The organism is Curtobacterium oceanosedimentum, from assembly GCF_040545555.1.
GTDB lineage: Bacteria > Actinomycetota > Actinomycetes > Actinomycetales > Microbacteriaceae > Curtobacterium.
In genome coordinates, this window is record NZ_JBEPMD010000002.1 from 121,395 (window position 1) to 146,135 (window position 24,741).

Consider the following 24,741-nt stretch of genomic DNA (forward strand, 5'->3'; position numbering starts at 1 on the left):
GGGCGTCCTCCTGGCACCCGGACGGGGTGCACCGCTACCCTGAGCGGCATGACGGACCTCCGCCTCGAAGCCCTCTCCGCGTCGACCGCCGCCGCGGCCAACTCGCTGACGCTCAAGCCCGGGCAGGAGCAGTTCGTGCAGCCGACCACGTACGGCGTCGCCGAGTCCGACGTCAAGCCGAGCTCGGCGTGGACCCGCGTGGTGCTCGACGGGGACCGCGTCGTCGGGATGATCATCGGCACCTTCGACGAGGACAACAGCGAGGAAGAGCTCCGCAGCGCGATCTGGCGCGTGAACGTCGCCGCCGACGCACAGGGCCGTGGCGTCGGACGCTTCGCGGTGCACGGCCTGGCGGACGAGGCGCGGAGCCGCGGCTTCGAGCGGCTGACCGTGGTCTACGAGCCCGGCGGCGACAGCGGGCCCGAGGCGTTCTTCCGTGCCCTCGGGTTCGAGGTCGTGCGCGAGACGCAGTACGGCGACCACTACGCCGTCCTCGCCCTCTAGCCACGGCGTGGACGGAGCCGTCCCCGGGGCCGAGCCGGATCCCGGGGCCGAGCCGGACCGCGGGGTCGAGCCGGACTTCGGGGCCGCCGTCGCCGAGGTGGTCCGGCTGGTCCCGGCCGGGCACGTCATGACGTACGGCGACGTCGCCTCCGCGCTCGGGTCGCGGGCGTCGCGCGCCGTCGGCAAGGTGATGGCCCACGAGGGTGCCGACCTGCCGTGGTGGCGCGTGGTCCGCGCCGGCGGGCTGCCGCCGGTCCGGCACGAGGCCCGGGCGCTCGAGCACTACCGCGCCGAGGGCACGCCATTGGTGGAGCGGTCGTCGGCCTGGAGGATCGACATGCGTCGCGCGCGCTGGTCACCCACCACGGACGCCGACGACCCGTTCTGAGCGCTCAGTCGAAGCGCGCGCCCTTCGGGCTCGACGGCAGCAGGAACATCACCAGCAGCACGAGCGACCCGATGCCGAACACCACGTGCAGGAACTGCCAGAAGCCGGACAGGTTCGCGTCGTGCAGTCGCCGGGCGCCGAGGGCGAGCGACCCGATCAGCGTGACGAGCCCCCACAGCACGAACAGGTACGAGCCGACCGGGTTCTCCAGCACCGGGGTCCCGGGGGTGAACACCTGCGGGACGAGCTGCAGCACGAGCCCGATCACGAAGGACGTCAGCCACCACCACCAGAACTCCGAGCGCGAGGCCCGTCCGGTGAACACGGTGTACTTCCGCCAGAACCGCCGGACCGCCTCGGTGAAGGGTGCCCCGTAGAACGGGTCGCGCAGGGCGACGCCGCCGGGCTGCACGCTGTCGTTGCTCATGGAGTCAGCAAACCACGTGCAGCCCGGTCCGTCAGACGAGCGAGTCCCGCCAGGCCGCGTGCAGCTGGGCGAACCGGCCGGTGCCGGCGATCAGGTCGTCCGGCGTGCCGTCCTCGACGATCCGGCCGTACTCCATCACGAGCACCCGGTGGGCGATCGCGACGGTCGACAGGCGGTGCGCGATGATCACGGCCGTGCGGTCCGCGAGCAGGGTCTCGAGGCCCTCCTGCACGAGCCGCTCGGACGGGATGTCGAGCGACGCCGTGGCCTCGTCGAGGATGAGCACCTTCGGGTCGGCGATGAACGCCCGGGCGAACGACAGCAGCTGCCGCTGCCCGGCGGACACCCGACCACCGCGCTTGTTCACGTCGGTGTCGTACCCGTCGGGCAGGGCCTCGATGAACGCGTGCGCGCCGACCGCCTTCGCCGCGCGCACGATCTCGTCGCGCGTCGCCCCGGGCTTGCCGAGCGCGATGTTGTCCGCGACCGAGCCCGAGAACAGGTACGCCTCCTGCGTGACCATGACGATCGCGCGGCGCATGTCCTTCGGGTCGATGTCCCGCAGGTCCACGCCGTCCAGCCGCACGGACCCCTTCGACGGGTCGTAGAACCGCGCCATGAGCTTCGCGAGCGTCGACTTGCCGGCACCGGTCGACCCGACGAGCGCGATGGTCTGCCCCGACGGGATGTGCAGCTCGAACTCGGGCAGCACGACCTTGTCGGCGTTGTACGCGAACTCGACGTCGTCGAAGTCCATCGCGCCGGTGGCGTCCGGCAGCCGCACGGGCTTCGCGGGGTCCGGCACCGACGGGCGTTCCTCGAGGACGCCGGAGATCTTCTCCATCGCCGCCGAGGCCGACTGGTACCCGTTGTAGAACATCGCGAGCTCCTGCGCCGGGTCGAAGAACCGCTTGGCGTAGAGCGCGACCGCGAGCAGCGCGCCGACCTCGAGCGAGCCGCCGACGATCCGGAAGCCGCCGACGATGACGACCGCCGCGAGCGTGGCGTTGCCGATGAGCACGAGCACCGGGTCGAAGGTCCCGAACAGGTTGAACACCTTCGTGTTCGCCACCCGGTAGTCCTCGACGTAGCGGCCGTACTCATCGCGGTTGCGGGACTCCTTCCGGAACGCCTGCACCGCCCGGATGCCGGTCATCGTCTCGACGAAGTGCACGATCACCCGGGCCGACGTGACGCGGGTCGCGCGGAACAGCGTCTGCGAGTTCGTCTGGAACCAGCGGATCAGGAACCACAGCGGCACGAGCGACACCGCGAGCACGAGCCCGGACGTCGGGTCGAGCACCACGAGCGCGATGCCCGTGAACACCATGTAGAGCACGCCCTGGATGAGCTGGTTCAGCCCGGAGTCGAGCAGCTCGCGGATCGAGTCGAGGTCGCTCGTCTGGCGGGAGATGATCCGACCCGACGTGTACGTCTCGTGGAACTCGAGCGACAGCCGCTGCGTGTGCAGGAACACCCGCTTCCGCAGGTCGAACAGGATCGCCTGGCTGATCCGCGCCGCGAGCACGGTGTACCAGGCGGTGAGCACCGCGCCGAGCACCGCGACGACGATGTACGTCGCCACGACGCCGAACGCCGGCACCCAGTCGTTCTCGTCCATCACCCGGGGCAGGGCGTTGTCGATGCCCCATGCGATGAGCGCCGGTCCCGCGACGGTGCCCGCGGTGGAGACCACCACGACGACGCCGAGCAGCACCAGACGTGCCTTGAGCGGGGCCGCGAGCGACCCGAGCAGGGCGAGGGAGCGGCGCCGCAGGCGCTTGCTCTCCGCCTTGCTGAAGTCCTCGCGCTCCTCGCCGCGCACGCCGAGCGTGGTGACCGCGGCGGTGACGGGGCCGGCCGCCCTGGTGGCGGAGGTCTCGTCGAGGACGGGATCGGGGCCTCCCGGCCCGGCTGCCGTGTCGACGGGCGGTACCTGGTCCTGCTGGGTCATGCCATCGCCTCCTCTCGGGCGGGTGCGTCGTCCTCGTCGAGCGAGGAGATGACGTAGCGGTAGTGCTCGTTGGTGGCCATCAGCTCCGAGTGGGTGCCGACGGCGGTGATGCGGCCGCCCTCCATGAGCGCCACGCGGTCGGCGAGCGTCACGGTCGAGGGGCGGTGGGCGACGATGAGCGACGTCGTGTCAGCCAGGACGCGGCGGAGGCCCGCCTCCACCCGCGCCTCGGTGTCGACGTCGAGCGCCGACAGCGGGTCGTCGAGCACCAGGACCGACGGTCGGGCGGCGATCGCCCGCGCGAGCGCCAGGCGCTGCCGCTGGCCACCGGAGAGCGACAGGCCCTCCTCGCCGACGCGGGTGTCGACGCCCTCGGGCAGGTCGTCGACGAAGGACGCCTGCGCGATGTCGAGTGCCTCGCGCATGATGCGCTCGGCCTCGTCGCCGGACAGGTCGGGGCGACCGAGCAGCACGTTGTCGCGGACGCTCGTCGAGAACAGGGTGGCGTCCTCGAAGGCGACCCCGACGTGCCGGCGGAGCTCGGCGCGGGTGAGGTCACGGACGTCGACACCGTCGATCGTGATCGAACCGCCGGTGACGTCGTACAGCCGGGGCACCAGCGACAGCAGCGTCGTCTTGCCGCTGCCGGTCAGACCGACGAGCGCCATGGTCTCGCCCGGGTGCAGCTGCAGCTCGACACCGTCCACCAGGTCCGGGTACTCGTCCGTCGCGTCCTGGTACCGGAAGTGCACGGCGTTGAACGACAGTGCGCCGTGCGGCTCGTCGATGCGCTTCGGCGACGCCGGGTCCTGGATCGTGTTCTCGGAGTCCATGACCTCGAAGAACCGGTCGACCGCGGTGCGGGTGTCGAACGTCATCGACAGGAAGAACCCGATCGACTCGATCGGGAACCGCAGCACGGTCGCCGTCGCGAAGAACGCGAACAGCTGCCCGACCGTCAGCTCGCCCTGCGACGCCAGCCAGATGCCGGCGAGCAGGCACAGCGCGAACGCGACGTCCGGCACGAGCAGCAGCCACAGCCAGATGCTCGCGATGGCCTTCGCCTTCTCGATCTCCGTGCCGCGCAGCGCCTCGGCCTGCTCGCTGAACTCGTCGAGCTTGAAGCGGCCGCGGCCGAACGCCTTGAGCACGCGGATGCCGTGCACCGACTGCTCGACGCTCGTCGCGAGGTCACCGACCTGGTCCTGGCTGCGGCGCGCGACGACGGAGTACTTCCGCTCGAACAGCAGGCCGTTGATCCACAGCGGGATCGACGCCACCAGGAAGATCAGGCCGAGCAGCCACCCGAAGGTGAACAGCACGACGAAGCCGACGGCGATCGTGACGATGTTCACGACGAGCAGCACCACGCCGAAGGCCAGCCAGCGGCGGATCAGCGACAGGTCGGAGACCGAACGGGAGAGCAGCTGCCCGGACTCCCATCGGTCGTGGAACGCCACCGGCAGGTCCTGCAGCTTGGCGTAGAGCGCGTTGCGCATGCTCGTCTCGATGCGCGTCGACGGGCGCATCACGAGCCGACGGCGGGACGCGATGAAGAAGGCCTCGAGGACGCCGAGTGCGAGCACGCCGAGTCCGGCGGGCCAGATGAGCGCGGCGTCGCGCGAGGAGAGCGGCCCGTCGACGAGCCACTGGAGCACGTACGGGATCGCCAGCGCGACGAGCGAGGCGCCCATCGCCGCGGCCATGCCGCCGAACAGTCGCCAGCGGTACGGCTTGACGTAGGGCCAGATGCGCCCGATGGCGCGCAGGGTCGAGGGGCGGTCGGTGGAGGGGGTCGCCTGGTCGGGCGGTGTGGACATGCGGTTGCGTCCTCGTGCGTCGTGCCGCGTCCGCTCGGTCGGGTCGTCCGTCCCGCCGACGGGTCACGTCGGTGGGTGGCGGTCCGGCCGGGAGGCGCGGCGTGGCAGTGCGGTGGTCGTCGGCCGGGCGCGTGGTCGCGCGCCGTCGCCGTCACTCACGTGACGTCGACCGGGCCGGAGGGCACCGGGGACACGGGTCCCCGGGTTCTCAGCAGGTGGTCCGCGCTCGCCGACGGTGTCGTCGGGCGCGAGGCCGTGGGAGGGGCCTGGCTAGACGGCGGCCGCGCCCGGGTACCGGAGCGGCACGGCCGCTCGGGTCCGGGGTCGCGGAGCGGGAGTGGTCCCCACGAGGGACACGAGACCCGTCCGGGCAGCCGTCGCCACTGTTCCGGTCGTCGCGTCCATCGTCACTCCAGTCGTCGTCTTCGTCACCGTTGTGTCCGCGGCACGGCCGATCTGGTTGCGATCGTCCGGTGCGGTGCGGAGCCTTACAGACTATTCACAGTCGCTGGTGTCGCGCAATGGTGCCGCCGTTGTTGGACGCCGTCGATCGGAGCGCGGCCGTCGTTCGGTGAATCAGTCGTCCGGGGCCTCAGTGGAAGAAGTGACGTTCGCCCGTGAAGTACATCGTCACGCCGGCCGCCTGCGCTGCCGCGATGACCTCGTCGTCACGGACGCTGCCGCCCGGCTGGGCGACGGCACGGACACCGGCGTCGAGCAGGACCTGCAGGCCGTCGGCGAACGGGAAGAACGCGTCCGACGCCGCGACGCTGCCACGGGCACGGTCACCGGCGCGGGTCACCGCGAGGTGGCACGAGTCCACCCGGTTGACCTGGCCCATGCCGACGCCGACGCTCGCGCCCTGGTCGGCGAGCAGGATGGCGTTCGACTTGACGGCGCGGCTGGCCTTCCACGCGAACGCGAGGTCCGCCAGGGTCGCATCGTCGGCCGGCTCCCCGGACACGAGGGTCCAGGTCGACTGGTCGAAGGCGGTGAAGCGGTCGGCGTCCTGCACGAGGAAGCCGCCGGAGACCTGCTTCAGCTCACGCGTGGCGAGCGCGAAGTCCGCCGGCAGCGTGAGGAGCCGGATGTTCTTCTTCTGCGACAGGACCTCGAGCGCCTCGGGGTCGAACGCCGGGGCGACGACGACCTCGGTGAAGATGTCGCGGACGGTCTCGGCCATCTGCTTCGTGACCGGGCGGTTCGCGGCGATGACCCCGCCGAAGGCCGACAGCGGGTCGCAGGCGTGCGCGGCCGCGTGCGCCGAGGCGATCGGGTCGACGGCGTCGTCCGGGGCTATTGCGATGCCGCAGGGGTTCGCGTGCTTGATGATCGCGACGGCGGGGATGTCGAAGTCGTACGCGGCCCGGACGGCGGCGTCGGCGTCGACGTAGTTGTTGTACGACATCTCCTTGCCGTGGAGCTGCGTCGCCTGGGCGATGCCCGCCCCACCGGCGGTCGTGTAGAGCGCGGCGGCCTGGTGTGCGTTCTCGCCGTAGCGGAGCGTCGCGGTCAGGCCGGCCTCGATCCGGAGGGTCTCGTCGAACGTGCCCGGCGTCTCGAGGTCGCCGTCGACCGTGGGGGCAGCAGCGTGGTCCGCGACGGCAGCGGCGTCCCGCGCGACGACGTCGGTCGCGAAGTACGACGCGACCGCTGCGTCGTAGGAGGCGGTGTGCGCGAAGGCCTGGGCGGCGAGGCGCTTGCGGAGCTCGAGCGTGGTGCCGCCGGCGCGGACGGCCTCGACGACCTCGGCGTACGACGACGGCGAGACGACGATCGCGACGTTCGGGTGGTTCTTCGCCGAGGCACGGACCATCGCCGGACCGCCGATGTCGACGTTCTCGACCACGGTGGCACTGTCGGCACCCGAGGCGACCGTCTCGACGAACGGGTAGAGGTTCACCACGACGAGCTCGAACGGCGCGATGCCGAGGTCGGCGAGCTGCTGCTCGTGCGACTCCAGCCGCAGGTCGGCCAGGAGCCCCGCGTGCACGGCGGGGTGCAGGGTCTTCACGCGACCGTCGAGCGACTCCGGGAACCCGGTCACGCTCGACACGTCGGTGACGGTGTACCCGGCGTCGCGGATCGTCTGTGCCGTGCTGCCCGTCGACACGAACTCCACGCCCGCGTCGGCCAGGGCACCGGCCAGTTCGAGCAGACCGGACTTGTCGCTCACCGAGATGAGCGCGCGCCGCACGGGGACGACGTCGCGGTGGCGGTAGAGGCTGGGGTCGGCGGCGTGCACGCTCATGCGCTCGGGGTGCCCTTCAGGTCGGTGGTGCCGTTGGCGATGTCGAGGATGGTCTGGATGAGCAGGCGGCGCTCGACCGGCTTGATGCGGTCGTGCAGCGTCGACTCGGTGTCGCCCGGCAGCACGGGGACGCGCTCCTGGGCCAGGATCGGGCCGGTGTCCACACCGTCGTCGACCTGGATCACGCTGGCGCCCGTCTGCTCGACCCCGGCCGCGAGGGCATCACGGACACCGTGCGCGCCGGGGAACTCGGGCAAGTACGCCGGGTGCGTGTTGATGATCGCGGGGGCGAACTCGGACACGACGGCGTGCGGGAGCAGGCGCATGAGGCCGGAGAGCACGAGCAGGTCGGGCGACCACGGCCGGATCTGGGCGGCGAGCTCGGCGCCCCACTCGTCGCGCGAGGCGAACCGGGAGAACGGCACCGTGAAGGTCGGGACCCCGAACTCCTCGCCCAGGCCGAGGCCCTCGGCGTCGCGGTCGGCCCCGATCGCGACCACGCGGGCGGGGTACTCGGCGTCGGTCGTCGCCTCGAGCAGGGCTCGGAGGTTCGAGCCGGTACCGGAGATCAGGACGACCAGTTCGAGCACGGGGACCAGCCTAGCGGCGGTGGGGCGAGCGCTACGCGTCGTGCTTCGGCCGGCGCCACCAGGGCAGCTCGTCCTCGGCGATCTGGTCGGTCTGGTCCCACCGCGACCCGGAGCCCGTGGGGGCCGGTGCGGCGGATCCGGGTGCGGCGCGCTCCCCGCGGGAAGCCTCGGTGCCCGCTGCGTCCCGGACACCGTCGGCGTCGTCGCGCCCGGCGACGAACTCCTCGGTGCTCCACGGGAACGCCGGCTGCTGTTCGGTGCCGGGGGCGTGCGGCAGCGTCTCGTCGCGCTCCGATCGCCCGGACTGCCGGGAATGCTGGGAATGCTGGGACTGCCCCGAGGGGTCGTGGGACGGGCGGTGGGCCGGGCCGCCGACCCGGTCGCGCAGCTCGCCGGCACGGGCGCGGACGTCACCGGCGGCGCTGCGCAGTCGGTCGCGCAGGCTGCTGGTGCCGCTCCGTGCCGGCTGCGTGCCCGGCGTCGGTGCGGGGGCGACCCGTTCCGCGGCGACGGCGTCCGTCCGGGCCCAGTCGGGCAGGGGAACGTCGTCCGGCTCGGCCGCAGGAGCACGGCCGGCCACGGGAGCACCGCCGGGCTCGGGCGCGGAGACCGACGCCGGAGCGCGCCGGTCGGTTGACCCGCCGGCGGGCTCGTCGGTGCCACGGGCACGGTCGGTCCGTGCGGCCGCCGTCGGCGTCGACGCGGGCTCGTCGTCCTCGATCGTCTCGGTGGGCTGGTCGTCCCCGCGGTGCGCCCCGGTCGCGGACGCCGGGGTCGCGTGGGTCGCGGAGTCGTGCACCTCGTGGACGGTGAACCGGTGCGTCGCAGGCACGTGGCCCGCTCCGGCCTCGTCCAGCGCCGCGACGAGCGAGCCCGCACGGGCGTCGTCGGCGGTCGCCTCGGCAGCGGCGCGGGCGGCAGCGTCGTCGGCAGCAGCGTCCTCGGCCTCGACCCAGCGCTCACGCCCCCACGACCGCTCGGGCATGCGCACCAGGTCGCTCCCGACGGCCAGCGCGACCGCGGCGGGCAGCCCGACCTCGAGCGCCGCGAAGAGTCCGACGAGCAGTCCGTTCGGCCCGGCCTCGGCGAGCCGACCGGGACCGAGCGAGCCCGAGGTCAGTCCCGTGGCGACCCCGGTCAGCACCCCCGCCACGACACCGGTGGCGACGCCCGCGAGCGCGCGGCGGAGCGGGGTGTCCTCGTGGCCCAGGGCACGGACGAGCGCGGGGCGCATGAGGCCGCCGACCACGAACCCGGCGACGACGGGCACGAGCACCCCGAGCAGTCCGAAGGTGTGCCCGGACGCCGGCAGCGCGCCGAACACCGGGACACCGGGGATCGGCCCGAGCGACGTACCGATCGGCGAGACGCTCGACCCGGTGCCGATGGCGAAGCCCGGACCGACCAGCCACGCGACCGCCCAGCCCACGAAGTCGGGCAGGAACGCGAGCTGCCCCACGGTGAGCGCGATGCCCCCGACCACGCCGGCGTGGGAGCGCTCGTACAGCGCGATGACCTCGGCGAACGAGGTGACGAGCAGGAACGCGACGACGATGCCCGCAGCGGCGACCACCACGGCGGTCACCGCGGTGCCGGCACGGAGCGCGAAGCCGGCGACGGCGCGCCACAGCGCGGGGATCCGGTCGACTTGGTCGAGCACCCGTCGTGTGAGCGGGTCGGCCGGCAGTCCACGACGGACCCGGCACACCTCGCTCGTCACCAGGGCGGGGACCGCGAACCAGAGCGCGGGCAGCACGACGGCCTGCCACACCACGGGGTCCGAGGCCGCCGAGGTCGACGAGAGCGCGACCGCGAGGCCGAGCAACGCGACGGCGGCGGTGCCGACCAGCAGCCCGGTCGTCCGGTGCTCGGTCTCCGCGAACCGGCGGCCGGCGCGCCCGCCGAGCCAGGCGGTCACGACCGCGAAGCCGAGGGCTGCGAGCGTCACGTGGATGGGGTCCGCCGCCCCGTCGACCCCGGAGGCCCCGGCGACGTCGCTGCCGAGCCGGAAGGTCACGTCGACGCCGTGGCCGACGAGCCACACGCTGCCCGCGGCCTTCCAGAAGACGTCCCAGTCGATCTGCAGCCCGTACTCGAAGCCCCAGAGCAGGGTCAGCGGCACGAGGGCGATCCCGACGCCCACGCCGACCGTCACGATCGCCTCGACGGCGGCCAGCAGTGCGGTTCCCAGGCGGTTCATCGTGGTCAGGGTACGTGCCGTCCCACGGTCGCCGAGCGAGCCGCGCGGCACCTGTGGAGACTGACCGACCGTCCACAGCAGGACGGGAGGCACGGTGCCGACCGGCACCGTGCCTCCCGTCCGTCGCGTGGTGCGGACCGCTACGCCGTCGCGGCGCCGACCACCTCGCGCAGCAGCGCGGCCGTCTCGGACGGCGTCTTGCCGACCTTCACGCCCGCGGCCTCGAGCGCCTGCTTCTTGGCCTCGGCCGTGCCGGCCGAACCGGACACGATCGCGCCGGCGTGGCCCATGGTCTTGCCCTCCGGCGCGGTGAAGCCCGCGACGTAGCCGACGACCGGCTTCGTGACGTGCGCCTTGATGTAGTCGGCCGCACGCTCCTCGGCGTCGCCGCCGATCTCGCCGATCATGACGATCGCGGTCGTCTCGGGGTCGGCCTCGAACGCGGCGAGCGCGTCGATGTGCGTCGTGCCGATGACCGGGTCGCCGCCGATGCCGATGGCGGTCGAGAAGCCCAGGTCACGCAGCTCGTACATCATCTGGTAGGTCAGGGTGCCGGACTTCGACACGAGACCGATCGGGCCCTTGCCGGTGATCGTCGCCGGGGTGATGCCGACGAGCGACTCCCCGGGGGTGATGATGCCGGGGCAGTTCGGGCCGATGATGCGGGTCTTCCCGCCGAGGGCCTTCGCGTGCGCCCAGAACTCTGCGGAGTCCTGCACGGGGATGCCCTCGGTGATGACGACGACGAGCGGGACCTCGGCGTCGATGGCCTCCATGACCGCGTCCTTCGCGAACGCCGGCGGGACGAAGACGATCGAGACGTCGGCACCGGTGGTGTCGATGGCCTCGCGCACCGAGCCGAACACGGGCAGCTCGACGTCGCCGTGCGTGACGGTGGTGCCGGCCTTACGGGCGTTCACGCCGCCGACGACCTGCGTGCCGGCCTTGAGCATGAGCGCGGTGTGCTTGGTGCCCTCGCCGCCGGTGATGCCCTGGACGATGACCTTCGAGTCCTTGTTGAGGAAGATCGACATTGCTCTGGTGCTCCTTACGCCGCGGCCGCGGCGAGCTCGGCGGCCTGCTCGGCCGCATCGTCCATGGTCTCGGCGACGGTGACGAGCGGGTGCGCCGCCTCCGCCAGGATCCGGCGACCCTCGTCCACGTTGTTGCCGTCCAGGCGGACGACGAGCGGCTTGGTGGCCGCGTCGCCGAGGATGCCGAGCGCGGCGACGATGCCGTTCGCGACGGCGTCGCAGGCGGTGATGCCGCCGAAGACGTTCACGAAGACGCTCTTCACCTGCGGGTCGCCGAGGATGACGTCGAGGCCGTTGGCCATGACCTCGGCCGAAGCGCCACCGCCGATGTCGAGGAAGTTGGCGGGCTTCACGCCGCCGTGGCGCTCACCGGCGTAGGCGACGACGTCGAGCGTCGACATGACGAGCCCGGCGCCGTTGCCGATGACGCCGACCTGGCCGTCGAGCTTGACGTAGTTGAGGCCGTGGGCCTTCGCCTTGGCCTCGAGCGGGTCCTCGCTGGCGGTGTCCTCGAGCTGCTTGTGCGCGTCGTGGCGGAAGTCGGCGTTCTCGTCGAGCGAGACCTTGCCGTCGAGGGCCAGGATCTGGCCGTCGCCGGTGCGGACGAGCGGGTTCACCTCGACCAGGGTGGCGTCCTCGCCGGCGAACACGTCGTAGAGCTTCACGAACACGTCGGCGACCTGGTCCTGGAGCTCGGCGGGGAAGTTCGCCTGACGGGCGATGTCGAGCGCGGCCTCCTTGTTGATCCCGGTCAGGGGGTTCACCTCGACGCGGGCGAGCGCCTCGGGCTTCTCGACCGCGAGCTGCTCGATCTCCATGCCGCCCTCGACGCTGACGAGCGACAGGTAGGAGCGGTTCGCGCGGTCGAGCAGCACGGAGAAGTAGAACTCCTCGGCGATGTCGGCACCCTGCGCGACCATGACGCGCTGGACGGTGTGGCCCTTGATGTCGAGACCGAGGATCGCCTGCGCGTGCTCGTACGCCTCGTCCGGGGTCTTCGCGACCTTGACGCCGCCGGCCTTGCCGCGGCCGCCGACCTTCACCTGCGCCTTGACGACGACCACGCCGCCGATCCGCTCGGCGGCTGCCCTCGCCTCTTCCGGGGTGTCGGCGGTGATGCCCTGCAGCACAGGGACGCCGTAGGACTCGAAGAGGTCCCTGGCCTGGTACTCGAAAAGATCCACGCTGTTCTTCTTCCCGCACGGTTCGTGCGATCGGCATCGGTCATCGGGTCGCGCACTCAACGTCGAGGGTCGCTCGATGTCGAGACAACGGCCGCGACCACCCTAGCGCCGCCACATGGACGGCGAGCACGTCCGTCCGGGCGTCGGTCACGAGGACGTCGACACGTCAGCCGGGAGGCACACCCCGCCCCCGTCACGTCCCTCGCACTCCCGGTGGCCGGGGGACGCAGTCGCCGGATGGTCGGCCAGGTGGCTCGGGGCACGGTCGACGGGTGCAGAAGGAACTCCGTACCCGCGCCGCCGACGTCTTCGGCTGGGACCTCCACCCCGAGCAGGAACAGGTCGTCGACGCCGTCCTCGGCGGTCGCGACGCCCTGGCGCTCATGCCCACTGGCAGTGGGAAGTCCGCGATCTACCAGGTCGCCGCGCTCGCCCTGGAGGGCCCGGTGGTGGTCGTCTCCCCGCTCGTCGCCCTGCAGGAGGACCAGGTCGTCGGCATCGAGGACCACCCGGACGCGCCCCGGGCCGTCACGATCAACGCCACCCGTGGCGCCCGCCAGCTCGAGGAGGCCTGGGACGCCGTCGCCTCGGGCGAGGCACGCTACGTGTTCCTGGCGCCGGAGCAGCTGGCGAAGGACGAGGTCGTCGACCGCCTCCGTGAGGTCGGCGTCGCACTGGTCACCGTCGACGAGGCACACTGCGTGTCGAGCTGGGGCCACGACTTCCGGCCGGACTACCTGGTCCTCGGCGAGGTCATCGAGCGCCTCGGGCGGCCGCCGGTGCTCGCGATGACCGCGACCGGGTCGACGCCGGTCCGCACGGAGATCGTCGAGCGGCTCGGCATGCGGGACCCGTTCGTCGTCGCCACCGGGTTCGACCGGCCGAACCTGCGCTTCGAGGTCGTCCGGCACGCCGACGACGAGTCGAAGCGCGAGGCCGTCGTGGAGCAGGTCGTCGGGCTCGAGGGGGTCGGCATCGTCTACGTCGCCACCCGTGCCGAGACCCTGGTGTACGCGGACGAGCTCGTCGAGAGCGGCCGTCGGGCGAAGGCGTACCACGCGGGGCTCCGCGTCCGGGACCGCGAACGGGTCCACCACGAGTTCCTCGACGGCGAGCTCGACGTCGTCGTCGCCACCAGCGCGTTCGGCATGGGCATCGACAAGCCGGACGTCCGCTTCGTCGTGCACGCCGACGTCCCCGAGTCGGTCGACGCCTACTACCAGGAGGTCGGACGCGCCGGACGGGACGGCGACGTCGGGCTCGCCACCATGCACTACCGCGCGGAGGACCTCGGGCTCCGTCGCTTCTTCGCGTCCGGTTCGCCGCGACCGGCGACCCTGCGCGCCGTGTTCGACGCCGTCCCGGCCGAGGGCTCGGTGGCCCGTTCCGAGCTCGCCGAGCGCTCCGGGCTCGCCGCACGCACGGCGGGCCGCGCCGCCAACGCCCTGGTCGACGCCGGTGCGCTGGACGACGGCGAGGACGGCCTCCGGCGTCGCGCCGGCGGACCGACCGACGCGCAGGCCGCCGCCGACCTCGCCAAGGCGCAGGCGAAGGAGCGCGAGGAGATCGAGGAGTCCCGGATCGCGATGATGCGCCGGTTCGCCGAGACCTCGGGCTGCCGCCGGCAGTTCCTGCTCGGCTACTTCGGCGACGAGCTCGCCGAGCCCTGCGGCAACTGCGACACGTGCACGGTGGGGACGGCGTACGACGACGATGCGCACGGTGCCGACGGCGCGAACGACGACGCCTGGCCGCCGGAGTCGCCCGTCGAGCACGCGCAGTGGGGTCGGGGAACGGTGATGAGCACGGAGGACGACCGGTTGACGGTGTTCTTCGAGTCCGCCGGGTACAAGACCCTCGGACTCGCCGACGTCGAGGAGCGGAACCTGCTCGAGCGCGTCTGACGCGACGGCGTCGCGACTCGGGGCGGGGAAGGCGCGGTCGCTCGACCACCCGTCGGCGACCGCGCTCCACTCCCCCGAGCACGGCGAGTGTGACCCGCGATCGTGGCCCGCAGGTGACCTGCAGGTGAACGGGACGCGAAACCGGGCGCGGCGTGCGCAGACCGGACGACCGCAGACCGGACGACACCGACCGGACGCCCGGTCAGGCGGACGGCGTACACAGGAAGGCCCGACGGCCCCGGTGACCCGCTCCGGAGCCCGACCCTCCATGGAAGGACTGCACCATGAGCGACCCCGGCATCAGCCCCGTCGACGACTTCGACGCCCAGGAGCGCCGCAACGACGACGTGGACCGCGAGCACGTGGGCCCGTACGAGGTCGACGAGACCGAGGAGTCCCTCGAGACCGTCACGAACGACGCCGTCGCCGGTGAGACCGTCGAGCCCCAGCCGGGCGACGGCTCGGACGACGGCCCCACCGGTGGTGCCCCCCGCGAGGGCTCGCCCGACCTGTGGGAGCACGACGACGACACCGAGCGTCCGGACCTCGGCGGCGACCTCGGCACGAAGCCCCTCTGAGCGCCTCCCCCGCACGACCCCCACGGAGCACGGCCCGGTACGATCGGGCCGTGCTCCGTGGCGTCCGCGACCGTGTCCGTGCGACGCCCGCGCTGGCCCGGCTCCTCTCGCTGGCGTCCCTGCTGCTCGTCGCCGCGGCGGCACGCTCGGGCGCCCGGACCGGCGGGATCGCCTGGCTTCCGCTGCTCGTCGCCGGTGTCGCGCTCGCCCTGGTCACCGGCGCGACGACGCACCGCTGGCCCCTGCCGGCGATCTGGCTGGTCGTGACGCTGCTCGCAGCCGCGAGCGGCGCGCTCGTCAGCACGGCGTGGCTCGCCGGCGCGCTGATCGGCGGCGCTGCGGCGCTGGCCGCCGCCCTGTCCACGGACACCGCAGCGCCGCGGCGGGCACGGCGATCCGGGTCACGTCCGTGACGCGACGGCCGGGAGGCCCGACCCACCCCCGCCCCGCCGGCCACGGCGACCGGACGGCGGACGGATGCGGTGCGACGGGCGGGCCACGGGCCTCCCGTCCGGCACACGGTCACGTCGCCGACCGCGACCTGCGTCGGTGGCTGGCGGACAGCACGCCCGTCGCGGCCGGCGGCCGCGCCATCCTGCTGCAGATCGCGGACCCGGTCGTCGCGGCGGGCGTCCGACGGCACTCCGACTTCGCGCGCCGACCGCAGCAGCGGCTGGCCCACACCCTGATGTTCGTCTACGCCGTCGTGATCGGGACCGAGGCCGACGCTGCCGTGGCGACCGCGTTCGTGGACCGGGCGCACCGACCCGTCGCCGGCGCCGACGAGGTCGACCGGCAGCGGTGGGTGGCCGCGACGCTGTTCGACTCCGCACGGCGGGCGCACGAGCTGTTCGGCGACCCCCTGTCGCCCGACGACGCCGAGCGTGTCCTGGCGGCCTACGCCCCGATCGCGACGTCCCTGCGCGTGCCGGCCGACGGCTGGTTCGACTCGGTGGCCGCGTTCGACGCGTACTGGGAGCGGACCCTGCCGTCCCTGCGCGTGACCGACGACGCCCGGGGCATCGTGCGCGACCTCCTGCACCCCCGCTTCGCACCGCTGTGGGTGCGCGCCGCGATGCCGCTCGTGCGGATCGTCACCGTCGGCATGCTGCCGGACGCGCTGCGGACCGCGTACGGCTTCCCCTGGGGGCCGCGCGAGCAGCGGCGCTCCCGGCGCGCCGTCGTGCTCGTCCGGCGTGCGCGCAGCCTCGTGCCGGGGTGGGCGCTCCGACTCCCGGGACCGCTGCTGCTGCGGGCGATGCACCGGATCGCGGCGCGGCACGCACACTAGTCCCGACAAGTTCTTGTCACTCCGACAAGAACAGTGGTACGGTCGGGTCATGGCAGTCGAACTCAGCACCTGGGACGCCCAGGGCACACCGACGACACCGACCTTCACCACGATGCGGTTCCCCGCGGGCGAGGCACACGTCAAGGTCCGGGACGACGCCGACGCGGGGGCGACCACCGAGATCGCGACCCTGCGCGGCACGAGCGGCGACGACCTGATCCTGCTCGGCATGTGGGCGGACGCCGTCCGACAGCGCGGCGCACGCTCGGTCGCCCTCGTCCCCTACCTGCCCGGAGCGCGGCAGGACCGCGGCCTCCCCTTCGGCGCGAAGGTCTACGCGGACGTCCTGAACGGCTTCGCCATCGACCAGGTGATCGCCTTCGACCCACACTCGCCCGTGATCGTCGGGCTGGTCGAACGCCTCACGGTGGTGCCGAGCGAGCAGGTCGTGCACGACGCGGTCCTCGCCGGGTCCGACTACAGCGGCATCATCGCCCCCGACAAGGGCGCGGTCACCCGGGCGTCGCTCGTCGCCGAGGCCGCCGGACTCCCCCTGTTCCGCGCCGAGAAGCACCGCAACCCCGACACCGGCAAGCTCGACGGCTTCAGCTGCGAGCCCCTGCCCGACACCGGTCGCCTGCTCGTGGTCGACGACATCTGCGACGGCGGCGGCACCTTCATGGGGCTCGCGGGGTCGACCGGACTCGCGAAGGAGCGCCTGGGCCTCTGGGTCTCGCACGGCGTCTTCTCCGGCCGGGCCCCGCAGCTCGCCGACCACTTCGGCGAGATCGTCACCACCGACAGCTACCCCGCGCAGCAGGACGTCCCGGGCCTGCGCACCGTCCCGCTCAGCCCGTACCTCACGAAGGAGATCCGATGACCACCACGACGGGCCTGGAGCCCCGCACCACCACCGCGAGCCCGATCGCCCCGCTGCTCGCGGTCGACGGCTACAAGCACTCGCACCGGCAGGTCTACCCGGAGGGCACGACCCGGATCCTGATCAACTGGACGAACCGCTCGAACGCGCACATGCCCGAGTCGACGCACGCGGTGGTCTTCGGGCTGCAGGCGTTCGTGCAGCGGTACCTGGTCGAGGCGTGGGCGCCGTTCTTCGCCGCCGACGAGGACGAGGTCGCACGGCTGTTCGAGCAGGCGCTGCAGGGCTACTTCGGCCCGAACCACATCGGCGTCGACCACGTCCGCGCGCTGCACCGCCTCGGCTACCTGCCGCTGGAGATCCGGGCGCTCCCCGAGGGCACCCTCGCCCCGATCGGCGTCGCGACGCTGACGGTCGAGAACACCCTCGACGACTTCTTCTGGCTGCCGAACTACATCGAGACCGCCCTGTCGGCGTCGATCTGGCACCCGTCGACCGTCGCCACGAAGGCGCTCGAGTACCGCGACCTCATGGAGGAGTGGGCCGAGCGCACCGGCGCCGACCCGGCGAGCATCGACTTCGCCGCGCACGACTTCTCGTTCCGCGGGCAGACGAGCATCGAGTCCGCGGCCGCCGGCGGCGCGGGCCACCTGCTGTCGTTCCTCGGCACCGACTCGATGCCGTCGCTCGACTTCATCGACCGCTACTACCCGGGCGACAACGGCTGGGTGGCGGCGAGCGTCCCGGCGACCGAGCACAGCGTGATGTGCGTCCGCGGCGCAGACGGCGAGCTCGAGACGTTCGCGCAGATCCTCGACGTGTACCCGTCGGGCATCGTCTCGGCGGTGAGCGACGGCTTCGACCTGTTCAAGGTCATCGCCGAGACGCTCCCGCAGCTCAAGGACCGCATCACGGCCCGCGACGGCAAGCTCGTCATCCGCCCGGACTCCGGCGACCCGGTGGACATCGTGACCGGCACCGTGCACGGCGTCGACCAGGCGGCGCTGACCGACCCGTCGCGCAGCCACGAGGAGAAGGGCGTCGTCGAGCTCCTCGACGAGCTGTTCGGCCACACGGTCAACGAGCGCGGTTTCAAGGTCCTCGACCAGCACATCGGCGTCATCTACGGCGACAGCATCACCCTCGACCGGGCCCGGCGCATCTACGAGCGCCTCGCCGCGAAGGGCTACGCGAGCGACAACGTCGTGCTCGGCATCGGCTCGTACACGTACCAGTACATGACCCGCGACAACCTCGGCAGCGCCGTGAAGGCGACGTGGGCCCTGGTGGACGGCGAACCGGTCGACATCCAGAAGGACCCGAAGACCGGCAGCGGCAAGAAGAGCGCGAAGGGCCGCATCGCCCTGCACCGCGACGAGACAGGCGAGATCCGGCAGACCGACCAGGCGACGCCCGACGACGAGGCGACCAGCCTCCTCCAGCCCGTCTGGGTCGACGGCCGCTTCCGGGTGCACCAGTCCTTCGCCGACGTGCGCGAGACGCTCCGCGCCGAGCGTGCGGCCCGCGCCGCCCGTCGGGCGTCGGCGTGACCGACGTCCCCTCGGCGGCCCGCGACCAGCCGCTCATCGCGATCGACGTCGTCCCGGTGTCGTTCACGGTGGCGGAGGGCCTGCGGGTCGCCACCGCGCGTCGGGCGTACGACCCGTACGCCGGCCGGGAGGCACTGCCCGGCGTCCTCCTGGACGCTGCGGAACGCCTCGCCGACGGTGCACGGCGCGCCCTGCGCACGAAGGCCGGGATCGGTACCGGGGCGGTGCGGCACCTGACGCAGGTCGGGGCGTTCGACGCGCCGTCCCGCGATCCACGGGAGACCGCGATCAGCATCGCGTTCACGGCCGTCGTGGCCCCGGACACGGCGAGTCCGGCTGCGGGAGCGGCGGCGGCCCCGGGCGGAGGGTCCGCGGTGTGGCACCCGCTCGGCGGGGGCGACCTGGGCCTCCCGTTCGACCACGACGCGATCGTGGGCGCCGCCCTCGACCAGGTGCGCACCCGCCTGTGGCGGGACGTCCCGATGACGCGCGCGCTGCTCGGTGACGTGTTCCCGACCAGCGCGGCAGCAGCCCTGCACGCTGCGCTCCACGGGTCCGCCCCGGACGCCGGCAACCTGAACCGTGCGCTCCGGACGAACCCTGCGCTCGCCCGCACCGACGCCGCGCCGACGGCGACCGGGCGGGGCGGGCGTCCCCCGGCGACCTGGACGTGGACCGACTGAGCGCGGTTGGGTGGAGGCATGTCCAGTTCGCTCTCCGGTGACGACTCCCTGCACCTGCCCGAGTTCGACGCGCCGCCCGCGTCGCCGTTCGACGTCGCCCGCGCCTGGCTCGACGGCGCATCGGACCGCGAGGTCTCCGAGCCGATGTCGATGACCCTCGCGACCGCCGGCGCCGACGGCCGGGTGTCGGCCCGCACCGTCGACGTGAAGCGGCTCGACGACCACGGGCTCGTGTTCGGCACCTCGACGCTCAGCCCGAAGGGCCGACAGCTCGCCGAGAACCCCCACGCGGCGCTGCAGGTGTACTGGCGCGAGAGCATGCAGCAGCTGCGCTTCGAGGGTCGGGCCGTGCAGCTGTCCGACGAGGAGTCCGACGCGCTGTTCGCCGACCGCTCGCCGAAGTCCCGCGCCGCCACCGCGATCGCCGACCAGTCGGACGTGCTCGAACCGCGCACGCTGCAGGACCTGATCGACGACGCGAACGTGCTGCTCGACGAGAGCGACGACGACGTCCCGCGGCCGGAGGGGTGGGTGGCGTGGCGGCTCGAGCCCGACGTGGTGGAGTTCTGGCAGGGCAGTCGCGACCGGATGCACCGGCGGCTGCAGTACGTCCGCGTCGGCGACGGCTGGGACGTGGCGCGGCTGCAGCCGTAGCGCGGCGCGGCGCGGACTCCGTGCTCCGTGCCGTGCCGCGGCACGTCGAACCACGGGTTCGACGTCGAACCAGGCGGCCGTGCTGGTTCGACGTCGGGAACGTGGTTCGACGCCGGGCGCTGGCCTCGCGGTAGCGTCGGCGGATGGGGACCACGCACGCGCTCACCGTCCGACCGGCCGACGTGCGGGACGCCGACGCGATCGCGGCCGTGCACGTGCAGGCGTGGCGCGAGGCCTACGCCCACCTCCTGCCGGCGGAGTTCCTCGCAGCCCTCGACGTCGACGCCCGCGCAGCACGCTGGCGCGGGATCATCGCCGAGCCCGACGTCGACGTGCTCGTCGCCACCGTCGACGACACGGTGGCCGGGTGGGCCTCGGCGGGGCCCGGACGCGGCGAGCGCCCGCGCGACCGCGAGCTCGAGGGCATCTACGTGCTCGCCGAGCACCACGGGTCGGGCGTAGGACAAGCGTTGCTCGACGCCGCGATCGGTACGGCGCCTGCGTTCCTCTGGGTCGCCGACGGCAACCCGCGCGCCGAGGCCTTCTACCGCCGGAACGGCTTCGAGCGGGACGGCACCGTCAAGCACGAACCGATCGGGCCGCACGGGCTCGACGCGGTCCGGATGGTGCGCTGAGCACCGGTTCGCTCGCTGCCGTCAGAGCTTCTCGATCGGGGCGATCTTGATGAGGAGCTTCTTGCGACCCGCAGCATCGAACGCGATCTCGGCGATGCGCTTCGCGCCCTGCCCGGTCACCGCCGACACCGTGCCCTCGCCGAAGTCGACGTGCTTGATGCGGTCGCCGGCGACGAGCTCCATGTCGCCGTTGTCGCGGACCTGCCCGGACACCCGGTTCGCCCACTCCGTCTTCGGACGGGTCTTCGCCGCCGCGGCCGCACGGTCGTAGGAACCGCCGGAGAACCCGCCGCCGCCGCGGTACCCACCGCCGCCACCGCCGCTGAAGCCACCCGGACCGCCACCGCGACGGGCGTTCAGCGCGCGCGGCTCGGTGCCGCCGCGGCTGTTCGCCATGCCCGGCGACTGCTTCCACTCGACCAGGCCCTCGGGGATCTCCTGCAGGAACCGGGACGGCATCGCCACGTTGACGTCGCCGAACTGCGCGCGGGTCATCGCGAGCGACAGGAAGAGCGACTTCTTCGCGCGGGTGATGCCGACGTAGAAGAGCCGCCGTTCCTCGGCCGGGCCGCCCGGCTCGTTCGCGGACATCCGGTGCGGCAGCAGGTCTTCTTCGACACCGGTGAGGAACACCGCGTCGTACTCCAGGCCCTTCGCCGTGTGCAGCGTCATGAGCGACACCGTGCCCGAGGAGTCGTCGAGCTCGTCCGCCGCAGCGACGAGCGAGACCTCGGTCAGGAAGTCGGACAGGGTGCCCTCGGGGTTGTTCTTCTGGAACTCCCGCGTCACCGCGACGAGCTCGTCGATGTTGTCGGCGCGTGCTGCGTCCTGCGCGTCGGGCGACTTCCGCAGGTTCTCGAGCAGCCCCGAGCCGTCGAGCAGCTGCGTCAGGGTGTCCACGACCGGTTGGGTGGCGGCGCGTGACGCGACGTCGTCGAGCAGTCCGGCGAACGAGGTGATGGCGTTCCGCACCTTCGGGCCGAAGCCGAGCTCGTCGGCGTGCCGCAGGGCATCGCGCATCGAGGTCTCGTGCTCGTCGGCGTAGCGCTGCAGCGCGGTCTCCGTGACGGCACCGATGCCGCGCTTCGGCACGTTGAGGATGCGACGGAGGGACAGCGGGTCGGCCGGGTTGGCGACGGTGATCAGGTACGCCATGGCGTCCTTGATCTCGGCACGCTCGTAGAACTTCGTGCCGCCGAGCACCCGGTACGGGATCGCCGAGCGGATGAAGATCTCCTCGAGCGCGCGCGTCTGCGAGTTCGTCCGGTAGAACACGGCCATGTCCCGGTACGAGGTGCCCTCGTCGTGCAGCCGCTGGATCTCGTCGGCGACGAACTGCGCCTCGTCGTGGCCGGTGTACCCGGTGAAGCCGACGATCTTGTCACCGGCGCCGACGTCGGTGAACAGGTTCTTCGCCTGGCGGTCGAAGTTGTTCGCGATGACGGCGTTCGCGGCGTCGAGGATCGTCTGCGTCGAGCGGTAGTTCTGCTCGAGCAGGATCACCTTCGAGTTCGGGAAGTCCCGCTCGAACTCGACGATGTTGCGGATGTCCGCGCCACGGAAGGCGTAGATCGACTGGTCGGAGTCGCCGACCACCGTGAGCGACGCCGGGGCGATCGACCCGTCGGCCTCACGCATGCGGGCGACGTGCTGCCCGGAGTCCTCGAGCTTGTCGACCTGCTCCACGGGCACCGGGCGGGTGAGTTCGCGGATCAGGGCGTACTGCGCGTGGTTGGTGTCCTGGTACTCGTCGACCAGGACGAACCGGAAGCGGCGCTGGTAGAGCGCGGCGACCTCGGGGAAGGCACGGAACAGGAAGACCGTCTGCCCGATCAGGTCGTCGAAGTCGAAGGCGTTGGCCCGGCGCAGCTCGTTCGTGTAGCGGCGGAACACCTCGGTGAACATGACCTCCTGCGGGTCGTTCGCGTTGATGTTCCGCGCGTAGGTGTCGACGTCCTGCAGCTCGTTCTTGAGCTTCGAGATCTTCGACGACGCCGCCCCGACGGTGAGCCCGAGGGAGTCCGCCTCGAGCTCCTTGATGATCCGCTTGAGGAGCGCGCGCGAGTCCGCGGAGTCGTAGATCGTGAACGACTGCGGGAACCCGAAGCGCTCGGCCTCGCGCCGGAGGATCCGCACGCACGCCGAGTGGAACGTCGAGATCCACATGCCCTCGGCGGCCTGGCCGACCAGGGCCTGCACGCGCTCGCGCATCTCGGCGGCGGCCTTGTTCGTGAACGTGATCGCGAGGATCTGCGACGGCCAGGCCTCGCGGTTCGCGAGCAGCAGGGCGATGCGCCGGGTGAGCACGCTCGTCTTGCCCGATCCGGCACCGGCCACGATGAGCAGGGACTCGCCGCGGTACTCGACGGCTTCCTTCTGCTGGGGGTTGAGGCCCGCGGTGAACGGGTCGTCGTACCCGCCGGGGCGGTTGCCCGCGCCCGGCTCGGGGGACTGGTCGAAGGGGTCGAGCACGATCGTCATGACCGGGTCAGTCTAGGCGCGCCCTCCGACAGGCGCAGCGGCTGCGATCCGTGGGCCGCCGGACACACTGCGAGCCACCAGGACCGGGGTCGGGTCGGACGGCGGACAGGCTGTCGGACATGAGGACGTGGACCGCAGGTGACGCCGTGGGGCTCGCGCTCCGGAGCTGGCTCTGGATGGCGTTCGTGACGACGCCGGCAACGACCCTGCTCGGCGCGGCGTGGCTCGCGGCTGCGTCCAGCCCTCCGAACGTGGGTTCGGCCGCGCTCACGGTGCTGCTCGTCTCGGTCCCCACCGGGGTCGTGTCACTCGCCGGAGCGGTCCTGGCCGTGCCGTTCACCTTCGTGCTGGGTCGAGTGCTCGTGCACGGTCGGGCCCACCGGCCGACGGCGATCGTCGCCCACGCGGTGCTCGCCGGCGTACTGGCAGCGCTCGGCATGCAGGTCGTGGTCGCACTGTGGAGCGGCTCGTGGACACCGCCCCCGAGCTGGACGCTGCTCGTGTCGGTGCCGGCAGGGCTCGCCGCCGCGATCGGGACGGCACGGTTCACCGCGCCGATCCAGGTGGCCGCGCTGCGATCCGGGGCGCCCGCCGACCACAGGGTGGTGGGCGACGACGACCGGACGGTGGTCTCGGTCGACGAGGTCCGGGGCCGAGCGACGTCAACCCCCGACGAGTGACCGCGCCCGCACCGCCAGGTCCGGGTGGTCCGCGAACACCCCGTCCACTCCCGTCCGCACGACCGAGGTGAACCACCGCTCCCAGTCGCCGTGCGCCGCCACGTCGCCCCCGCGCCGAAGCGGCGCCGGCAGGAACCGGTTCTCCGGTCGGAGCGTCCACGTGTAGACGGCGAGCCCGGCGGCGTGCGCGCGCTCCACGACGACGCTCCGGACCGGCCGCGGGTCGTCGACGGCGACGCTGTCGACCCCGGCCATCAGGGTCTTCAGGTCGACGCTGATGCCGTGGAACTCCTCGGCGAACCCGGCCAGCGCGACGTCCGTCCGCTCGGAGGCCCACGAGGGAGCGGACGATCCGTGGGCGGCGACCTCGTCCGCGGCGCTGCCACGGGCCTCCTGGAGGTACACGAGGCGACCACCCGTGCCGAGCGAGCCGAGCTGACGGAGCACCGTCTTCTCGAACGACTCGATCGTCAGCCGGTCGTCGCCGCGCCACCCGGCGTCCCCGAGCGCGTCGTCGAGCAGCTGCGCCATCGGGAACCCGGCCTGCTCGAAGTAGTGCGCGTGCTTGACCTCGGCGACGAGCCCGACCGGGCGTGGAGCCGCGTCGAGGACGCCGAGCAGGTCCTCGAGCCGCAGCACCCCCTCCTCGCCGTCGTGCGCCGCCGACGCCGGACGCACCTGGGGCAGGCGCTCCCGGACCCGGAGCGTCCGGAGCTCGGCCCACGTGAAGTCCTCGGTGAACCAGCCCGTGACGCTCTGCCCGTCGACGGTCTTCGTCGTCCGGAGGTGTGCGAACTCGGGGTGGTCGGCGACGTCGGTGGTGCCGGACACCTCGTTCTCGTGGCGCAGCACGAGCACGCCGTCCTTCGACGGGACGAGGTCGGGCTCGATCGCGTCGGCACCGAGCTCCACGGCGAGTTCGTAGGCGCTCCGGGAGTGCTCGGGACGGTGGCCGGAGGCTCCTCGGTGGGCGATCACACGGGTCATGCGCCGAACCGTAGCCGCTCCGCCCTGCCGGCAGGTGTCCCGCTGGTGTGCCTGTGGACACATCCG

Annotated in this window: 22 protein-coding genes; 12 read left to right on the plus strand and 10 right to left on the minus strand. The window is 72.5% G+C overall.

Translation table 11 applies throughout. From position 1 onward, the window contains the following. The first annotated feature begins 48 nt into the window (after positions 1 to 48). Positions 49 to 504 (plus strand): GNAT family N-acetyltransferase, encoded by a 456-nt coding sequence (locus ABIC52_RS02460; RefSeq protein WP_126892355.1) that lies wholly within the window; start codon positions 49 to 51, stop codon positions 502 to 504. A gap of 7 nt (positions 505 to 511) precedes the next feature. After that, positions 512 to 892: an MGMT family protein gene (locus tag ABIC52_RS02465; RefSeq protein WP_209823816.1), complete on the plus strand. Its 381-nt coding sequence runs from the start codon at positions 512 to 514 to the stop codon at positions 890 to 892. 4 nt (positions 893 to 896) lie between these two features. On the opposite strand, the gene ABIC52_RS02470 is transcribed toward ABIC52_RS02465, so the two are convergent. The 8 genes from ABIC52_RS02470 to sucC all read right to left on the minus strand — a co-directional run bounded on the left by ABIC52_RS02470 (position 897) and on the right by sucC (position 12,352). Next, positions 897 to 1,319, minus strand: coding sequence for a DUF805 domain-containing protein (locus ABIC52_RS02470; protein ID WP_126892357.1), 423 nt, complete (start codon positions 1,317 to 1,319; stop codon positions 897 to 899). Between the two features lie 31 nt (positions 1,320 to 1,350). Continuing rightward, a complete protein-coding gene (locus ABIC52_RS02475) occupies positions 1,351 to 3,273 on the minus strand; it encodes an ABC transporter ATP-binding protein (protein ID WP_354026555.1) in 1,923 nt (640 codons plus the stop codon). Beyond that, a complete protein-coding gene (locus ABIC52_RS02480; protein WP_126892358.1) occupies positions 3,270 to 5,093 on the minus strand; it encodes an ABC transporter ATP-binding protein in 1,824 nt (607 codons plus the stop codon). Before ABIC52_RS02480 ends, ABIC52_RS02475 begins: the two co-directional genes overlap by 4 nt. A 592-nt stretch (positions 5,094 to 5,685) precedes the next feature. Next, complete coding sequence (gene purH, locus ABIC52_RS02485; protein ID WP_354026556.1) at positions 5,686 to 7,344, minus strand: bifunctional phosphoribosylaminoimidazolecarboxamide formyltransferase/IMP cyclohydrolase; 1,659 nt, start codon at positions 7,342 to 7,344, stop codon at positions 5,686 to 5,688. Further along, entirely contained in the window at positions 7,341 to 7,934 is a 594-nt protein-coding gene (gene purN / locus ABIC52_RS02490) for a phosphoribosylglycinamide formyltransferase (RefSeq protein WP_126892360.1), read from the minus strand. Before purN ends, purH begins: the two co-directional genes overlap by 4 nt. Positions 7,935 to 7,965: 31 nt before the next feature. Beyond that, on the minus strand, positions 7,966 to 10,134 hold the full coding sequence (locus ABIC52_RS02495; protein ID WP_354026557.1) for a cell division protein PerM: 2,169 nt from the start codon (positions 10,132 to 10,134) through the stop codon (positions 7,966 to 7,968). Positions 10,135 to 10,274: 140 nt separating this feature from the next. Next, on the minus strand, positions 10,275 to 11,168 hold the full coding sequence (gene sucD / locus ABIC52_RS02500; RefSeq protein WP_354026558.1) for a succinate--CoA ligase subunit alpha: 894 nt from the start codon (positions 11,166 to 11,168) through the stop codon (positions 10,275 to 10,277). Positions 11,169 to 11,182: 14 nt separating this feature from the next. Beyond that, a complete protein-coding gene (sucC, locus tag ABIC52_RS02505) occupies positions 11,183 to 12,352 on the minus strand; it encodes an ADP-forming succinate--CoA ligase subunit beta (RefSeq protein WP_354026559.1) in 1,170 nt (389 codons plus the stop codon). 272 nt (positions 12,353 to 12,624) lie between these two features. Here sucC and ABIC52_RS02510 point away from each other — a divergent pair, with 272 nt between their 5' ends. The 9 genes from ABIC52_RS02510 (at position 12,625) to ABIC52_RS02550 (ending at position 20,527) form a co-directional block, all read left to right on the plus strand. Then, a complete protein-coding gene (locus ABIC52_RS02510) occupies positions 12,625 to 14,256 on the plus strand; it encodes a RecQ family ATP-dependent DNA helicase (protein WP_209823810.1) in 1,632 nt (543 codons plus the stop codon). Between the two features lie 284 nt (positions 14,257 to 14,540). After that, a complete protein-coding gene (locus ABIC52_RS02515; RefSeq protein ID WP_354026560.1) occupies positions 14,541 to 14,834 on the plus strand; it encodes a hypothetical protein in 294 nt (97 codons plus the stop codon). Positions 14,835 to 14,884: 50 nt separating this feature from the next. Then, positions 14,885 to 15,247: a hypothetical protein gene (locus tag ABIC52_RS02520; protein ID WP_354026561.1), complete on the plus strand. Its 363-nt coding sequence runs from the start codon at positions 14,885 to 14,887 to the stop codon at positions 15,245 to 15,247. Then, entirely contained in the window at positions 15,244 to 16,125 is an 882-nt protein-coding gene (locus ABIC52_RS02525; protein ID WP_354026562.1) for an oxygenase MpaB family protein, read from the plus strand. Before ABIC52_RS02520 ends, ABIC52_RS02525 begins: the two co-directional genes overlap by 4 nt. Before the next feature lie 49 nt (positions 16,126 to 16,174). Then, positions 16,175 to 17,005, plus strand: a complete 831-nt coding sequence (locus ABIC52_RS02530; RefSeq protein ID WP_354026563.1) for a ribose-phosphate pyrophosphokinase — start codon at positions 16,175 to 16,177, stop codon at positions 17,003 to 17,005. Further along, the gene (locus tag ABIC52_RS02535; protein WP_126890781.1) at positions 17,002 to 18,555 is read left to right on the plus strand and encodes a nicotinate phosphoribosyltransferase; all 1,554 of its coding nucleotides are present in this window, start codon (positions 17,002 to 17,004) and stop codon (positions 18,553 to 18,555) included. Before ABIC52_RS02530 ends, ABIC52_RS02535 begins: the two co-directional genes overlap by 4 nt. Continuing rightward, on the plus strand, positions 18,552 to 19,238 hold the full coding sequence (locus ABIC52_RS02540; RefSeq protein ID WP_354026564.1) for an NUDIX hydrolase: 687 nt from the start codon (positions 18,552 to 18,554) through the stop codon (positions 19,236 to 19,238). The genes ABIC52_RS02535 and ABIC52_RS02540 overlap by 4 nt, the downstream gene beginning before the upstream one ends. 18 nt (positions 19,239 to 19,256) lie before the next feature. Next, positions 19,257 to 19,892 (plus strand): pyridoxal 5'-phosphate synthase, encoded by a 636-nt coding sequence (locus ABIC52_RS02545; RefSeq protein WP_126890779.1) that lies wholly within the window; start codon positions 19,257 to 19,259, stop codon positions 19,890 to 19,892. Positions 19,893 to 20,035: 143 nt separating this feature from the next. Continuing rightward, positions 20,036 to 20,527, plus strand: coding sequence for a GNAT family N-acetyltransferase (locus ABIC52_RS02550; RefSeq protein ID WP_126890778.1), 492 nt, complete (start codon positions 20,036 to 20,038; stop codon positions 20,525 to 20,527). A gap of 21 nt (positions 20,528 to 20,548) precedes the next feature. On the opposite strand, the gene ABIC52_RS02555 is transcribed toward ABIC52_RS02550, so the two are convergent. Next, positions 20,549 to 23,008: an ATP-dependent helicase gene (locus ABIC52_RS02555; RefSeq protein ID WP_126890777.1), complete on the minus strand. Its 2,460-nt coding sequence runs from the start codon at positions 23,006 to 23,008 to the stop codon at positions 20,549 to 20,551. A 119-nt stretch (positions 23,009 to 23,127) separates the two neighbouring features. On the opposite strand from ABIC52_RS02555, the gene ABIC52_RS02560 reads away from it, so the two are divergent. Continuing rightward, a complete protein-coding gene (locus ABIC52_RS02560; RefSeq protein ID WP_354026565.1) occupies positions 23,128 to 23,688 on the plus strand; it encodes a hypothetical protein in 561 nt (186 codons plus the stop codon). Here the strand turns inward: ABIC52_RS02560 and ABIC52_RS02565 are convergent. Further along, positions 23,671 to 24,675, minus strand: coding sequence for a glycerophosphodiester phosphodiesterase family protein (locus tag ABIC52_RS02565; RefSeq protein ID WP_354026566.1), 1,005 nt, complete (start codon positions 24,673 to 24,675; stop codon positions 23,671 to 23,673). The two genes, ABIC52_RS02560 and ABIC52_RS02565, sit on opposite strands and share 18 nt — an antisense overlap. Positions 24,676 to 24,741: the final 66 nt, after the last annotated feature.